The organism is Streptomyces sp. NPDC005728, assembly GCF_040630895.1.
In the GTDB taxonomy this organism is placed as follows: Bacteria; Actinomycetota; Actinomycetes; order Streptomycetales; family Streptomycetaceae; genus Streptomyces.
This window is the reverse complement of sequence record NZ_JBEXYL010000095.1, coordinates 1-13,231: the sequence shown is the minus strand read 5'-3', so window position 1 is coordinate 13,231 and position 13,231 is coordinate 1. Positions and strand designations below refer to the sequence as shown.

Here is a 13,231-nt window from a genome sequence, read left to right as displayed (position 1 = left end):
CGCTCAGGATCGCCATGCCTCGATCGGGTTGCCGAGCCAACGGGTCTCGTCCGGGACGGATTCCGCGGCCATGACGAGCGACGCGGGACCCAGAGTCGTACGGGCCCCGATCGTGCTGCCGGGCAGCACGATCCCGCCAGGACCCAGGGTGGCGCCCTCACGGAGAACCACAGTATCCGTCCGCAAGATCCGGTCGTGGAAGAGGTGCGTCTGGAGCACACAGCCCCGGTTGACCGTGGCGGCGTCCTCCAGGGTCACCAGATCCGTCTCCGGCAGCCAGTAGCTCTCCACCCAGACGCCCTTGCCGATGCGCGCGCCGAGACCCCGCAGCCACGCCGTCATCACCGGCGTGCCCGGCACCGAACCGGCCAGCCACGGCACCGCCAGCACCTCGACGAACGTGTCCGCCAGCTCGTTGCGCCACACGAAGGAACTCCACAGCGGATGCTCCCCGGCCCGGTGCCGCCCCACCAGCGCCCACTTCGCGACGATCGACACGACGGCCGCCGCGGCACCCGCGGCCAGCAGCACCAGCCCCGACAGCAGCGGCGCCCACACCCCCAGCGCGCACAGTGCGGCCACCGTCAGCCCGGCCAGCGCCGTCGAGCACAGCACCGGCACGATCCTGCACAGCTCCACCAGACCGCGCGCCCACAGCAGCCGGGCGGGCGGGTCGTAGGTACGGCTCTGGTCGCCGTCGCTCGCGCTGCGCGGCAGCTTCACCGGCGGCAGGCCCAGGTACGAGGTGCCCTTTTTCGCCTTCTTCGGCGTCGCGGACAGCACCCCGACCAGACCGCCCTCCGGCACGCTCCGGCCCGGCCCCGTCATCCCGGAGTTGCCGAGGAAGGCCCGCCGCCCGATCTCCGCACGGCCGATCCGCAGCCAGCCGCCGCCCAGCTCGTACGGCGCGGTGAGCGTGTCGTCCGCCAGGAAGGCGCCGTCACCGACGGTGGTCAGGCTCGGCAGGGCGAGCACGGTCGACACCTCGGCGCCCTGCCCGATCCGCATCCCGAGCAACCGCAGCCACACGGGCGTGACCAGCCCGGCGTACAGCGGGAACAGCGTCTCCCGCGACAGGTCCATCAGCTGGCTGACCGTCCACGCCTGCCAGCCGATCCGGCTGTGCGTCGGATGGGTGCCCTCGCGCAGGCCCAGGCTCAGCACCCGCACGGCGACCAGGATCAGCAGCGCGTACGCCAGCCCGAACGCCAGCGTGGCCGGGACCAGGGCAAGGGCCGCTCCGCGCAGCGCCTCGCCGAGCCCGTCGCCGGGCGCCACGAACAGCCCGGCCACCAGCAGCGCGGCCACACCCGCCAGCAGCGGCAGGGCGCTCAGCGCGACGCCCGTGATGCCGTACATGACCCGCCAGTACGTGCCCCGTTGCGGGCGCTCTTTTGGCCAGTTCCGCTTTGCCTTGCCGAGCTTGGCCGCCGGGGCGCCGGCCCAGCGCTGCCCGGTCGGGATCTGACCCGTGACCGCGGACCCGGGCGCGACCTCGGCCCGCTTGCCCACACGAGCGCCGGGGAAGAGCATGCTGCGGGTGCCCACGACGGCGTGGGCGCCGACCTTCACCGGCCCGATCTCCAGCCGGTCGCCGTCCAGCCAGCACCCGGAGAGATCCACCTCGGACTCCACGGCGGCCCCGCGCCCCAGCTTGAGCATGCCGGTGACCGGCGGCAGCGAGTGCAGGTCCACGTCGGCGGCGACTTTGCCGCCCAGCGCGCGTGCGTACCGCTCGAGCCACGATCCGGTCAGCGAGGTCGCCCCGCTGAACTCGGCCAGCCGCTCCGCGGTCCACAGGCGCAGATGGACGCTCCCACCGCGCGGATACCGCCCAGGGCGCACGCCCCGCAGCAGCAGCCGAGCCCCGCCCGCCGCGACCGCGATCCGCCCCGGCGGGCTGAACAGCAGCACGGCGCCGGCGGCGATCAGCCACCAGGAGCCCGTCGGCAGCCACGTGTAGCCGGGCAGCAGATTGCCGAGCGCGGCCAGGGCCAGCACCCAGCGCAGTCCCAGCACGGTGAACAACGGCACCAGCAGGAGGGTCTGGACGATCTGGGCGCGGACCGGGACCGGCGCGACGGTGCGTGCCTTCCCGTCGTCCTGCGCCGAGGCCGCCAGACGCCGGGCCAGCTTGCGCAGCACCGGCTGCTGGTAGATGTCGAGGACGGCTGCGCTCGGGTAGCGGGTGCGCAGCCGGGTGGTGAGCTGGGCGGCGGCGAGACTGCTGCCACCGATCGCGAAGAAGTCGTCGGAGGCGCTGCTCACCGGGATCCCCAGGACCTCCGCCCACTGCTCGGCGAGCCAGGCCTCGGTGCCGTAGAGCTGCTCGGCCTTCCCGCCGGTCTCCAGGCCCTCCAGGGGCCACGGCAGCGCGCCTCGGTCCACCTTGCCGGAGGTGCGGGTGGGCAGCTCGCCGACGGGAGCGAGCAGCGGCACGAGAGCCGCGGGCAGCTCGGCGCGCAGCTTCTCGACCGCGGCCGCCTGGTCCCATCCGTCCTGCGTGACGACGTAGCCGACGAGCAGCTGGTTGCCGCTGCGGGCGGTGCGCACGGCGGCCGCCGCACCGGCGACCCCGGGCAGCGCCTGCAGAGCGGCATCGACCTCGCCCAGCTCGATCCGCCGCCCGCCGAGCTTGATCTGCTCGTCGGCCCGCCCCAGGAAGATCAACCCCTCGGGCTCGGCCTTGACCAGGTCACCGCTGCGATACGCCCGCTCCCAGCCCAGCGACTCCAGCGGCGCGTACTTCTCCGCGTCCTTCTCGGCGTCGAGATACCGGGCGAGCCCGACCCCGCCGATCACGAGTTGCCCGCTGCCGCCCATGGGCACCGGCTCCCCGGCCTCGTCCACGACGGCCAGCTCCCAGCCGTTCAGCGGAAGCCCGATCCGCACCGGCTCCTCGCCGGTCATCAGTGAGGCACAGGCCACGACGGTCGCCTCGGTGGGCCCGTAGGTGTTCCACACCTCGCGCCCCTCCGTGACCAGCCGCTGTGCCAGCTCGGGCGGGCACGCCTCACCGCCGAAGATCAGCAGGCGTACGTCGTTGAGCGTCTCGGGCTCCCACAGCGCGGCCAGCGTCGGCACCGTGGACACCACGGTGATCTCCTGCTCGACCAGCCAGGGCCCGAGATCGGCACCGCTCCTGACCTGCGACCGGGGCACGGGCACCAGACACGCCCCGTACCGCCAGGCCAGCCACATCTCCTCGCAGGAGGCGTCGAAGGCGACGGACAGCCCCGCCATGACCCGGTCCCCGGGCCCGATCGGCTCCTCGGTCAGGAACAGCGCGGCCTCGGCGTCCACGAACGCGGCGGCACTGCGGTGTGTGACGGCGACACCCTTGGGCTTGCCGGTGGAACCGGAGGTGAAGATGATCCAGGCGTCCTGCTCGACACCGGGCCGTCCGGCGGACACGTGGGACGAATCGTGCGCGCCCTGAAGGCCGGGCGAGGCGTGATCGCCCGGAACGTCGTACGGGTCCTGCACATCGATCCGGTGCCCGCCGCCGATGACGGCCCGCACCTCCGCCTCCCCGAAGACCAGCTCGGCACGTTCGTCCGGGTCCTCGGCGTCGACGGGAACGTAGGCGGCGCCGGCGGCGAGCACGGCCAGAATGGCGACGTACAGGTCATTGGTGCCCGAGGGAACCCGCACGCCGACCCGGTCCCCGAGCCCGACGCCCGCCTCGGCCAGCCGCCGGCGCAGCTGCTCCACCTCGACCGCGAGCGTGCGGTACGTGAGGCACGTGCTGCCGTCGTCCAGGGCCGGCTCGTCCGGGCGCGAGCGCACGGACGCGTCGAAGACGTCGACCAGGGTGCGCGGCGAGGCGGTTGGCCCCGCGGAGAAACGTGCCGTATCGCCGAACTGCTCAAGGATCTCGTCGTCGAGCAGGCCGAGAGCGCTGCTCTCGTGTGTGGCTGCCATCCGGTCCTCGCGTCTCGTGCCCGGAAGCCTCCGGGGCGCTGGCGGGCCCGCAGGTCTGCCTGGGGTTGTCCGGCTCCAGCTCCGTAACAAGCCGGATATATTAGTACGACGCTAGCCGCGGCCGCTGCCCCGGGCCACTCGGGACGCCCGTTCGGGGGTACCCGGGTGATCATCCGTATGCCGCTGACCTGCTGATACGTAAGCAGGACGAGAGGTGGCCCACACCTGGTACCAAGGGCGGGACAAACGCGGGCAGTTAGTGCACGCCGTCGGCTGAGGAAATCACGGGCCGGGGTCGTCCGACCGCAAGGCGCGCTCCTGAACCGTCAGTTCCGCGTCGCGCGCGTGCTCGCCGCTGAGGTCAGCACCTTCAGCGCCACCGCAGGATGGAACAGCACGGCCGGAGAGGCCACCATGTTCACCACCCGCGCGAACCTCGCCCACACGGCCGCGTCCTTCACCGCGACACGGAAGAGGCGCAGGTTGTACCAGTGGGCGAAGCGCGCGGCGAGGGGCTGGCCGTCCGGGTTCCACATCAGGTCCGAGTTGGTGGACAGCGTCCACGGGCCCAGCAGCAGCCGGCCCACCTTCTTCTGGAACTCACCGGCGAGGCCGTCCAGTTGTCCGGACGAACGACGCCGGGCCAGCATGCCCTGCAGCAGTTCGGCCTCCATCGCGGCCACCGTCAGGCCCTGGCCGTAGACGGGGTTGAAGACGCAGACGGCGTCGCCGACGGCGATGAGCCGGTCCGGCCAGTGCCGGACGGCGTGGTAAGGGCGCCACTGGTTGTCGACGTTGGTGTAGCGGTGGGTGGGCTCCTGGACGGTGCGCCGGCCGATCTGCTGGGCCAGGCGCGGGTTGTCCAGACTCTCGGCGAACGCCAGGTACCCCTTGTCGTCGGTAGGCGGCTGGTCCTGGAAGCCGACCAGCGAGCACGTCCACCGGTTCCGTTCGACCGCCAGCAGCACCCCGGCCCGGGGCACGTGGGGAGCGAACGGCATCTGGTAGGCGATGTAGAAGTCCGGGTGACTCGGATGGCCCTCCTCGAGCCGGTCGAAATTCATCGACGTGTACGTGATCTTCGCTTTGACGGTTCGCTTCGGCGGTACGGCGACCCCCAGCGCGCCCAGCCAGTCGCCGAGCACGCTGGACCGGCCGGAGGCGTCGACCACCAGATCGGCGGTCACCTCGAACGGCTCCTCGCCCTGCCGCCGGCACGTCACCCCGACGACCCGCCCCGAGGCATCCTGGGTCAGGCCGGTGCACCGGGTGGACGCCATCAGCGTGACCTCGGGCCGCGCGAGCACCTTGCGCCGCAGCCGGCGTTCGAGCTCGTCACGGGTGAAGGTCTGGATCCGGACGCCGGTGCGCTTGCGGGGCGCGAACCCGACGGGCAGCAGGAAGTCGATCCCCTCCCCGTAGTCGAAGACCGGCGCCCCCGCGTCCCTCAGCTCCTCGCGCAGTCCCGGGAACAGCCGCTCCAGGATCTCGCCGCCCTTGGCCAGCAACGCGTGCGCGTGGTAGCCCTGCGGGGCGCCCGGATGCACCCCGGTGTCCTCGTCCACCGCGTCCCGTTCCACGAGGACGACCTCACCGAAGTGGTCGGCCAGCACCCGGGCGGTGACCAGCCCCGCGTAGCTGCCACCGATGACCAGGGCCTTGCCCCAAGGGCGATCTGCAGCCATGCCGTCTCCCCACACGTGACCGGACCAGGGCGTCCAAGCGGGCCAACGACCCTGCCGAGGGGCGGACACGGGGCTCGGGAAGCACTCGGGGAGCGCATGTGGCCCTTCAGCGAGTGCCCAGATGAGGGCGTGCCTCGGCAGGTCAGGTCGTCTTGGGCTTCGCCGGGACGCACAGCCAGGCCAGGGCGGCGGCAGTGAGGTACGCGAGGGAGCCGATGGCCATGTTGATGCGGATTCCGGTGCCGTAGCTGCCCGCCGTGGCGAGGAGGCTTCCACCGAGGGCCACGCCGGTGGCGCTGCCGACCTGGCGGGTCGTGTTGAACAGGGCCGATGCGGTACCCGAGTAGGCCGGAGGCGCTGCACCCATCATGGTCGAGGTGGAGCCGGTGAGGGCGAAGGACGTACCGAACCCTGCGGCCATCATCGGAGCCACCAGCAGCGGGTACGCGGGCTCGGAACCCGCCGCGGCCCAGCCGGCAAGCCCCAGGGCGGCGAGCAGCATGCCCGAGACCACCAGTGGACGATCGCCGGTACGGCGGCTCAGCCGACCGGACAGGACGGAGGCGAAGGTGGTCATCACCACCGCCGGGAACAGAGCCGCCCCGGTGCCAAGGGCGCTGTACCCGCGCTGGTGCTGGAACTCCAGGCTGGCGGTGAACACCATGCCGTAGAAGGCGAAGTTGAACAGCATGCCGATGACGGCTCCGCCGCTCATCGCACGCGAGCGCAGCAGGCCCAGCGGAAGAGCGGGGGATGCCGCCAGACGCTCGCGGAGCGCGAACGCGGCGACGGCCAGTACGGCCAGGCCCAGCCCGGCGAGAACGGCAGGATCGGACCAGCCGCGCCGTCCGGCCTCGTTGAGCGCGGCCGTCAGCAGTGCAACCGCCGCCACGACCGCGCACTGTGCCGGCCAGTCCAGAGCCCGGTCGGTGCGCCGGGGTGAGGGCGCCACATACCGCAGCGTCAACACCAGGCAGGCGATACCGACGGGCAGGTTGATGAGGAACACCCACCGCCAGCCCACCGTCGAGACCAGCAGCCCGCCGAGCAGCGGTCCGGCAGAAGCGGCGATGCCCGCCATGGAACCCCACAGCCCAAAGGCCCGCGACCGTGTGGATTGCTCGGGGTAGGCCTGCTGGAGAAGGGCCAGGGAACCAGGCACGATCAGCGCCGCGCCGAGCCCTTCCGCCAGCCGGGCCGCCACCAGGAAGGAGGCGCTGGGCGCGAGCGCGCACGCGGCCGAGGACACCGTGAACACCACCACGCCCGAGCAGAAGACCCGGCGGTTTCCCAGCCGGTCACCCAGTGCGCCGGCACTCAGCAGGAACCCGGCGAAGACCAGGGTGTACCCGTCGGTGATCCACTGGATGCCGGTGAGCGAGGCGGACAGGTCCCGCCCGATCACCGGCACGGCGACATTGATGACGGTCACGTCCAGGATCACCATGAAGTACCCGGCGCATACGGCCAGGAGCGGTGCGTAGGAGTTCCGCCGGGACACCGGGGGCGGCGTTACGCCGAGACCGGTGCGAGGCCGACGGGAATGACGCGGGCACCCGGAAAGTGCGTGAATTCCGGCGCCGGTGTGACCGCCGTCGGCGGCAGGGGTGCGCGCCCCGCCATGGCATCACAGATCGACCCGGACCGTCTGCTCACCACATCATCCCAAGGCCGATGTATCCACTGACGCCTCCTTTTTCCCTCCTCGCTCCGTGCCGTATGCCGCCGCAGGCCACGACTCACCCGAACGGCATCGAGGGCATACCCTTGCCGGAGGTCTGATCCCACCCTCTGCGCACCCTCCTCAAGACATTGCTTCGGTCCAGCGGTTGAGCGTCTCGCTGCTGAGGTCGTAGGTGAGCCAGGTTCCGTCGCCGAGCGGGCGCACTTCGCTGCCGGGCCCGTGGGATATCTGACCGCCCCGCGGATCTCCAGGGTGCCGGCGTCGAGCAGCCAGTCGCGGGCTCGCTCCGGGTCCTCGTCGGATTCGGCCGTGGAGGCGATGACGGTGCCGGCGTCGACGAAGCCGCAGCCGTAGTCCCAGCAAGGTGCGCCCTCGTCGTCGGCGCAAGGCGCGTCCTCGTCGTCGGCCGGCTCCGGTATCCCCTCGGCGAGCACGGCACCGTCCAGGGCGTGCAGTTCCAGGTCCGTTCCGTAGTGCTCGACCGTCAGGAAGCCCGGATGCGCCGCGTGGACGTCCACCAGGATGCGGTCGGTGCGCTCGTCGAGATCCCAGCCGGTCAGCCTCTCGCCGTCCCAACGAGCCCAGTGCAGCAGGATCCCGTCCTGGCCCATGCCGATGCACAGGCCCATGGGGACGCCGTCCGGCTGGGAGACGTGGTGCGAGCCGGCGGCCGCGCTGTCCAGCGGCAGCCGCGCCACCTCTCGTCCGTCCCGGGAGTCCGGTGATCGACATGTGCCGAAGCTAACGGACCCCTCTGACCGTGGGGCCGGTCGGCGATGATGGATCATGGTGGAGGGCCGCGGGCGGTGTCCGGCGTGGTGGCAGCGCGGTCGACGGCGACGGGACAGGTCCCGTGAACGAAAGGGCGGAAGCGCAATGGAAAGCACCCGGACGGCGGTGCACCCGCTGCCGTACCCGACTTACCGGCAGGCGATCGAGCGAGAGACGGCCCGCCTGGCCGAAGTGGTCGAGGGCGTGGATCCGGCAACCCCGGTGCCCTCGTGCCCCGACTGGACGGTGGCCGACCTCACCCTGCACGTGGGGAGCCTGCAGCGCTGGTTCTGCACCCTGCTGAGCGGGCTGGTGCAGGAGCCGCCACGGAGCCGTGATGTGAAGCTGGGGCTGCCGGACGGCGCACGCGCATACGCCCGCTGGGTGGCAGCGGGCATCCCCCAGGTGGCCGCCGTGCTCGAGGCAACGGATCCCCGGGCGGCCATGTGGGCCTGGGGCGAGGACCAGCACGCCCGGTTCTGGGCCCGCCGGATGCTGTTCGAGACATTGGTGCACCGGGTCGACGCGGAGCGGTCCGTCGGCCGCGAGTCACCCATTGACCCCGTGCTGGCAGCGGACGGGGTCGACGAGTTTCTCGTCAACCTGCCCAACGCCCACCTGTTCGCCCCGGCCGTGGCCCAGCTGAGGGGGAACGGCGAGACCATCGTGTTCCAGTGCGCCGCCCCGTCCGGAACCGCCGTCGGCGAAGGGTGGCAGGTGCGATTGGAGAAGGACGGCTTCCGTCTGCTGCGCCGAGCGGACGGCGGCTCCGACGCCGCGCGGGCCGGCGCGCTGACGACGGTGCGGGCGCAGGCTGACGACCTTCTGCTCCTGCTCTACGGACGCCGGTCGTACGGCGAGACCGCCTTCGACGTGACTGGGGACCCCGCGACGCTGGACAACTGGTTCGCCCACACGGCTTTCTGACACACGCCGATGGGGCCGGGACCGTCAGGATCCACCCGTGCCCGGCGGCGGCATCTCCGTACCGTTACTGCCCGGGTTGTCGATGCAGGCGACGAGGGTGACGAAGTCGGGCCGGCTGCTGCCGTCCGCAACGACGAAGTCCTTCGCCGGGTGACTGCTGAGCAGGCACCTGTCGTAGCGGACGACGGCGGGCAGCGCGGCCTGCGGTTCGGTCTCCCGCTACTGGTGGCGGCCGCCAACTGGCAGGTGTTGTAACGGATCAGTGGTCCCCGCGGTCCCACCGTGCAGCGGTGCGGGCGCACTTCGGCGGAGAAGCGCTTGCCCTCAGCCTGCATGGGACGTCTTGCGTCTGTGATCCCGACCACCGGAATCGGCAGAGCGGACGCCGTGCCGGCAGGACGCACCGGTTGCGGCGCTCACGTCCTCGGATGGAGGATGTGCGTGACCCGCCTGGGTAGGGCGGCCTGGGTGGGGCCCTCGGGCGTGCGACGGGCCGCGGCCGTGTGCCGCTCAGCGGGTGCGCAGGCCCGTCGTCGTGGCGCCCGTGCGTTCGCGGAGCAGCGTGCGCAGGGTGGCGGCGTGCTCGTAGCCGACCTTGCGGGCGATGGTCTCCAGGGACAGATCCGTGGTGCGGAGCAGATGCGTCGCCTGTTCGACGCGCAGGTCCTGGACGAACCGTACCGGCGTGGTGTTCAGGACGCGGCGGACCGTGCGCTGGAGGGTGCGCTCACTGACCCCGAGGGCGCGGGCCGCCTCGGCCAGGCTGTTCGGCGTGTCCAGGTGCAGGCGCGCCCACCGCTCGAAGGCGGCGATCAGGGGGTCGCTCTGGGCGAGGGCGCTCGGGATCGTGTAGGCGGACTGCGAGGGACGTTCGTCCACGACCAGGTAGCGGGCGACGAGGTCGGCCAGGGCCGGGCTGGCCATCCGTACGACGGCCAGGGCGAGATCGACGTGTCCGAAGGCGGCCCCTGCCGTGGTCACTCCCCGTGACGTGATCACCATGCTGGTCTCGTCGAGTGCGACGGCCGGGTAGCGGCGGCGGAAGACGGGAGCCAGCCACCAGGTGGTCGTCGCCCGGCGGTCGTCGAGGATGCCCGACTCGGCGAGCAGGAAGGTGCCCGTGCAGGCCGAGGCGACGGGTGCGCCTCGGTCGCGGCGCTCGGCGACCAGCTTCCGCACCTTGGCCAGGTCGGGGCCCGCGACCCGCTCCAGCAGGGCATCGGGCCGGCGCTCGGCGAGTGCGGGAACGACCAGCAGATCCGCCGTGTCCGCCGCGGACGCGGGCTCGGCCGTGACGATGTGCCCGGCGCCGGTGCGCACCTGCCGGCTGAAACCGATCGTCGTGACGTTCCAGGCCGGTGGCGGCTGGGGGAGTTCGCCGCGCATCGCGTTGGCCGCCTCCAGCACGTCCAGCGCCGCACAGAGCCCCGAGTCGAACACGCCGTCGTAGGCCAGCACCGAGACTTCCATGTCGGGAACGGTATCAGACGTGTCGTTTCCGACACTGGGGCCGGAAGCTTCAGCGGCCTAGCGTGAGTGGTGTCCCCAGGTGAGGGGACACGCGATCGCGTCGACGCCTGTACCCGTCGACCCCAGCCGAAGGAGCCCACCGTCATGAACAACATCGGTCTGCTGGCCCGCATCGAGGCCAAGCCGGAGTACGCCGACGACATCGCCCGGATGCTGACCGAAGCCGTGCGGCTCGCCGAGGAGGAGAAGCGGACTGTCACCTGGTTCGCCTTCCGCGAGGACGCCACCACCTTCGGTGTCTTCGACACCTTCGAGAACGACGAGGACCGCGCCGAGCACCTGCGCGGACGGATCGCCGCCGCGCTCATGGGGGCCGCCGAGACCATGCTCGCCTCGGCGCCCGACATCCGGCCCGTCGACCTGCTCGCGGTCAAGCTGCCCTGAGCCGTCCGGTACGCCGCACCCGCACACCGCACCCCTGAGAACCGAACCACTGGAGAGCCGCCGACCATGACATCGATGACCCCCGCCCCGGCGACGGCCGCCGGAGCCGCGCACGGAGCGGACTCCGCCGTCCGCTCCCGCACCCACACGTGGGCGCCGCCCACCGGCTACGCCGACGGCGCAGGCCTCTCGGGTCTGGAGGTGCTCCAGCTGTGTGTCGAGGGCCGCTTCCCGCAGGCACCCATCTGCGGGACGCTCGGATTCCGCCTGGTGGCGGCGGAGCAGGGCCGGGCCGTCTTCGAGGGTGAGCCCGCCGAGCACCTGCTCAACCCCATGGGCACGGTGCACGGCGGTTTCCTCGCCACGCTCCTCGACTCGGCCCTCGGCAGTGCGGTGATGTCGACGCTCCCCGTGGGGCGCGCCTACACCACGATCCAGCTGGGCGTGCACATGGTGCGCCCCGTCTTCGCGGACACCCCGACCCTGCGCTGCGAGGGCACCGTGATCCACGCCGGCCGCACCACCGCGACCGCCGAGGCCAAGGTCACCGGCACCGCCGACGGAAAGCTCTACGCACACGCCACCACCACGTGCGCGGTCTTCGCCCTCCCCGCGCAGGCCTGACCGGGGAAGGCGGCGAGGGCAGGTCCGGCTGACGGCGGGACCGTGCGCCCCTGAGGCCGGGGCGATGGCTGATCCCCATCGCCCCGGCCTCCGCGCATGCCCTGCGCGTGCGGCACCGCAGCCGCCGTGCAGGATGCCGTCTCACCTCACGGCGTGAGCAGGCGGTGAAGAAATCAGCACGGATAATTCTTGGTCTTTCCTTGGTGATTCAACCAGCGCGAAGGGCTGCACCTTTGCTTTCGGGTTGCTTCGAACATACGTAAATCCTGTGGAGATCGACCGTCGGCGATCGACAGGGCTCTGGCCAGGGGATTGATCTGCTCGCGACAAGTAGGCACGCTCCAGAGCGCGCGCAGCTCTCTGCCGCTTGAACGCAAATCCCCCCACTTCACGAGGAGACCCCTCTTGACGGCGCATCACAAACGCATAGGCAAGGCCAAGACCGTCACCGCGGTCGCCGCCGCCGCAACCGTCATCGGCACCGCCCTGTACGTGTCCCCCATAGCTCAGGCGGGACAGCCCGCGGAAGGCACGGTCTACGGCCTGAACGCCGAAGGAGCCGTGGCCGGCAGCTACATCGTCCTCCTGGACCAGAAGGCTTCCTCGGCCGAGAAGAAGGAGTTGGCCACGGAGTACGGCGGCAAGATCAGCCGGACCTTCGGCTCGGCGGTCAACGGCTTCTCCGCCGACAGTCTCACCACGACGGAGGCCAAGCGCCTCGCGGCCGACCCCGCGGTGGCCACGGTCGTCCAGAACAAGAAGTTCCACATCGACGCCACCCAGGAGAACCCGCCGTCCTGGGGCCTGGACCGGATCGACCAGAAGGACACGGCCGGCGACGGTAAGTACACCTACCCGGACAAGGCCGGGGAAGGGGTGACCGCGTACGTCATCGACACCGGCGTACGCATCAGCCACAAGGACTTCGAAGGCCGCGCCAGTTACGGGTTCGACGCCGTCGACAACGACAACAGCGCCGACGACGGCAACGGCCACGGCACCCACGTGGCGGGAACCATCGCCGGCGCCACCCACGGTGTGGCCAAGAAGGCCAAGATCGTCGCGGTCCGCGTGCTCGACAACAACGGCTCCGGAACCACCGAGCAGGTCGTCGCGGGCATCGACTGGGTGACCAAGAACCACAACGGTCCCTCGGTGGCCAACATGAGCCTCGGCGGAGGTGCCGACCCCGCTCTCGACGAGGCGGTCAAGAAGGCCATCGCCTCAGGGGTCACGTTCGCGGTGGCGGCCGGCAACGAGTCGGCCGACGCGGGGCAGAGTTCACCGGCCCGGGTCCCCGAGGCCATCACGGTCGCGTCCAGCACCAAGGACGACGCCCAGTCGGACTTCTCCAACTTCGGCTCGATCGTGGACCTGTACGCGCCGGGCTCGGACATCACGTCCGACTGGAACGACAGCGACCAGGGGACCAAGACGATCTCCGGCACCTCCATGGCAACCCCCCACGTCACGGGAGCCGCCGCCGTCTACCTGGCCGGGCACCCCGACGCCACTCCCGCTCAGGTCGCCTCGGCGCTGACCGGCGCGGCAACCAGCGACAAGATCACCAACCCGAGCAGCGGAACGCCCAACAAGCTGCTGAAGGTGACCGAGTAGAGACTGCTCCACACTCGTGGACGACATGACCCGGAGGCCGGGCTGCTCGGCGCCGCCGTCAAGGACAGCCTCGTCACCGAGGAGA

General features: G+C 71.4%; 9 protein-coding genes. 4 read left to right on the top strand and 5 right to left on the bottom strand.

The features are described 5' to 3' along the window. Positions 1–3: 3 nt before the first annotated feature. The 4 genes from ABZ471_RS38645 to ABZ471_RS38630 all read right to left on the bottom strand — a co-directional run bounded on the left by ABZ471_RS38645 (position 4) and on the right by ABZ471_RS38630 (position 7,991). Positions 4–3,924: a Pls/PosA family non-ribosomal peptide synthetase gene (locus ABZ471_RS38645; protein WP_359073328.1), complete on the bottom strand. Its 3,921-nt coding sequence runs from the start codon at positions 3,922–3,924 to the stop codon at positions 4–6. 326 nt (positions 3,925–4,250) lie between these two features. Then, positions 4,251–5,609 carry an FAD-dependent monooxygenase gene (locus ABZ471_RS38640; protein ID WP_359073326.1) on the bottom strand — a complete coding sequence of 453 codons (1,359 nt, stop codon included), beginning with the start codon at positions 5,607–5,609 and terminating at the stop codon, positions 4,251–4,253. 142 nt (positions 5,610–5,751) lie between these two features. Continuing rightward, the gene (locus tag ABZ471_RS38635) at positions 5,752–7,110 is read right to left on the bottom strand and encodes an MFS transporter (protein WP_359073324.1); all 1,359 of its coding nucleotides are present in this window, start codon (positions 7,108–7,110) and stop codon (positions 5,752–5,754) included. Between the two features lie 11 nt (positions 7,111–7,121). Further along, positions 7,122–7,991, bottom strand: coding sequence for a hypothetical protein (locus ABZ471_RS38630; RefSeq protein ID WP_359073322.1), 870 nt, complete (start codon positions 7,989–7,991; stop codon positions 7,122–7,124). A 178-nt stretch (positions 7,992–8,169) separates the two neighbouring features. Between ABZ471_RS38630 and ABZ471_RS38625 the strand changes: the two genes are divergently transcribed. After that, entirely contained in the window at positions 8,170–8,991 is an 822-nt protein-coding gene (locus ABZ471_RS38625) for a maleylpyruvate isomerase family mycothiol-dependent enzyme (protein ID WP_359073320.1), read from the top strand. Positions 8,992–9,501: 510 nt separating this feature from the next. On the opposite strand, the gene ABZ471_RS38620 is transcribed toward ABZ471_RS38625, so the two are convergent. Beyond that, positions 9,502–10,461: a helix-turn-helix domain-containing protein gene (locus ABZ471_RS38620; protein WP_359073318.1), complete on the bottom strand. Its 960-nt coding sequence runs from the start codon at positions 10,459–10,461 to the stop codon at positions 9,502–9,504. A 144-nt stretch (positions 10,462–10,605) separates the two neighbouring features. Here ABZ471_RS38620 and ABZ471_RS38615 point away from each other — a divergent pair, with 144 nt between their 5' ends. The 3 genes from ABZ471_RS38615 (at position 10,606) to ABZ471_RS38605 (ending at position 13,146) form a co-directional block, all read left to right on the top strand. Next, complete coding sequence (locus tag ABZ471_RS38615) at positions 10,606–10,905, top strand: antibiotic biosynthesis monooxygenase (RefSeq protein WP_359073316.1); 300 nt, start codon at positions 10,606–10,608, stop codon at positions 10,903–10,905. Between the two features lie 75 nt (positions 10,906–10,980). After that, positions 10,981–11,529 carry a PaaI family thioesterase gene (locus ABZ471_RS38610; protein ID WP_359073314.1) on the top strand — a complete coding sequence of 183 codons (549 nt, stop codon included), beginning with the start codon at positions 10,981–10,983 and terminating at the stop codon, positions 11,527–11,529. Positions 11,530–12,003: 474 nt separating this feature from the next. Beyond that, a complete protein-coding gene (locus tag ABZ471_RS38605; protein ID WP_359073349.1) occupies positions 12,004–13,146 on the top strand; it encodes a S8 family serine peptidase in 1,143 nt (380 codons plus the stop codon). The last annotated feature ends 85 nt before the right edge of the window (positions 13,147–13,231 follow it).